The sequence below is a fragment of the Halomonas sp. 3D7M genome (assembly GCF_014897885.1).
Lineage (GTDB): Bacteria > Pseudomonadota > Gammaproteobacteria > Pseudomonadales > Halomonadaceae > Vreelandella.
Map to the genome: position 1 here is coordinate 1 of NZ_JABUZF010000033.1, position 2,344 is coordinate 2,344.

The following is a 2,344-nucleotide window of genomic DNA, read 5'->3' on the forward strand; positions in this document are numbered from 1 at the left end:
CCATCCATGGCGAAAGACCCTCGCTTCAACCTGCCCTCACACCCCTTCATCGAGTGTTTGTAAAAGCAATTATTTTTTTACCGGCAATTAACTTGTTAACAGGGATAACCACAATGAAAACCCTCAAGATTGGCCTGATCGGCACTGGTTTTATGGGTAAAGCCCACGCCATTGCCTTTAATGCAGCATCCAGTGTTTTTGAACTGCCTGCCAAGCCCGTTTGCGAACTGCTGGCGGATGTCGACCTTGCCACTGCGGAGAGCCGAGCACGCGCCTGGGGATTTGCTCGCGCCACCGATGACTGGCGCGCCCTGGTGGCCGACAGTGACGTGGACGTGGTGGATATCTGCGCGCCTAACTTTCTGCATAAAGAGATGGCGCTGGCCGCCATTGCCGCTGGTAAGCATGTTTACGCCGAAAAACCGCTGGCGTTGAGCACGGCAGACGCCGACGAGATGGTCGCCGCGGCTGAAAAAGCGGGCGTCAAAACTCTGGTGGGCTTTAACTATATTCGCAATTCCGCCACCCAGTTGGCTCGTCAGATTGTCGCCAGCGGTGAAATTGGTGAGCTGATTCACTTTCGTGGGCGGCACAACGAGGATTACCTGCTCGACCCGGAAAAGCCCCACGACTGGCATACCAAGCGGGCGACCGCAGGGGCCGGTGCGTTAGGTGATGTGGGCTCGCATATCCTCAATATGGCCGAATTTTTAACCGGGCAGCGGATTAGCGAGGTTTGCGGCCAGCTACAGACTGTCATCCCCTCTCGGCCCAATGCCGACGGCAGCGGTATGGCCGCGGTGGAAAACGACGATCAGGCCCAGGCCATGCTGCGGTTTGATAAAGGGTTAATCGGCAATATCGAAACGTCTCGGGTGGCGGCTGGTCGAAAAATGGGCTTGGCCTACACGCTAACGGGCACTAAAGGTGCCATTGTGTTTGATCAGGAGCGCATGAGCGAGCTGCAGCTGTATCGCCACGGCGATGCCCACGGCAGGCGTGGGTTCACTACGCTGTTAGCCGGCCCGGAACACCCCGACTATGCGGCCTTTAGCCCCGCACCGGGCCATGGTTTGGGCTATAACGACCAGAAAATTATCGAGGTGCGTGATCTGGTCGAAGGTATCATTAACGATCTTCCCCTCTATCCAGACTTCCGCGAAGCGGCGCGGGTGAATCGTTTGATAGATGCCATCGAAACGTCAGATCAGACGGGGCAGTGGGTGCAAGTCTAATATCAGCAGCCCCGTGCCTGATGATGCCGATGGATAAAGGCGTACTTCACTTCAGGTTTTTCGCACAGTACACCGCGGCGGCCCCTCCAGTTGCAACGCTACAAATAACAACTAACAGGACAAGGCCGCTAAGGATCTGTCAGGAAAACGGAGCCAGCATCGCGCCAATGTCTTTGTCCTCATAGGGCGGATAGACATCGACGGTCTTGTCGGCGGGCGAGATCAAAAGCGACTTAGTGTTGCTGAGTGCATCGAACCCCGTCTTGCCGTAATACTTCCCTATCCCTGAATTGCCGACCCCACCGAAGGGCAGCGAGCCGACCCAGCAATGCAGATTGGTCAGGTTTACGCAGCCGCCGCCGAAGGACACTGACTGAAGAAAGTGCTCGATCGTCGCTTCATCGCGGCTGAAGATATAGGCGGCCAGCGGTTTGTCTCTTGTCTTCAGCATTTCGATCAGCGTGGCCATGTCGCCGTAGCGCAGGATTGGCAGCACCGGACCAAACACCTCCTGCTGCATCGCTGGGTCCGACCAATCGGAAGGATAAAGCAGGGTGGGCTCGACGTAGCGGGCAGGCACATCGAAGCGCCCCCCGAGTACGGTTTTGTCCGGCAGGATATAGGGGGCAACGTGCTGCGCATCTTTCTCGCTGATCATGCGCGCGAAGTCAGGGCTTTGCGACGGATCGGCCCCGTACATGCGCGTGATCGCCGCTTTCAGTTTCTCGACAAAAATGTCTGCGACACTATCATGTACGCAGACGAAACCGGGTGCGATGCACCATTGACCCGAGATCGCGTTATGCCCCCAGGCGATGGCGCCAGCGGCGCGATCAAGGTCTGCGGTCTCGTCGACGATGGTCGGGTTCTGTCCTCCCAGTTCCAGAATCACAGGTGTTAGGTGCTCGGCAGCCGCCCGCATGACGACTTTGCCCACCGCCGAACTGCCGGTGAAGAAGATAAAGTCGAAGGGCAATTCCAGCAGCGCTGAGATCTCCTCGCGTCCACCAGTGACCACGGAAACGTCTTCGGGCTCGAAATACTGAGGCACCAGTTCCGCGAAGAGCGCAGCCGTTGCTGGCGTGGTATTGCAGGGCAAACGCATGAAA

2 protein-coding genes are annotated in these 2,344 nt (G+C 57.3%); one reads left to right on the forward strand and one right to left on the reverse strand.

Going from position 1 to position 2,344, the window contains the following annotated elements:
* On the forward strand, nt 1-1,235 hold a 1,235-nt coding region (locus tag INT22_RS00710; RefSeq protein WP_319021968.1), incomplete at its 5' end, for a Gfo/Idh/MocA family oxidoreductase.
* Nucleotides 1,236-1,374: 139 nt separating this feature from the next.
* Here INT22_RS00710 and INT22_RS00715 read toward each other — a convergent pair.
* The coding region (locus INT22_RS00715) for an aldehyde dehydrogenase family protein (protein WP_193067495.1) at nt 1,375-2,344 on the reverse strand (970 nt) is incomplete at its 5' end.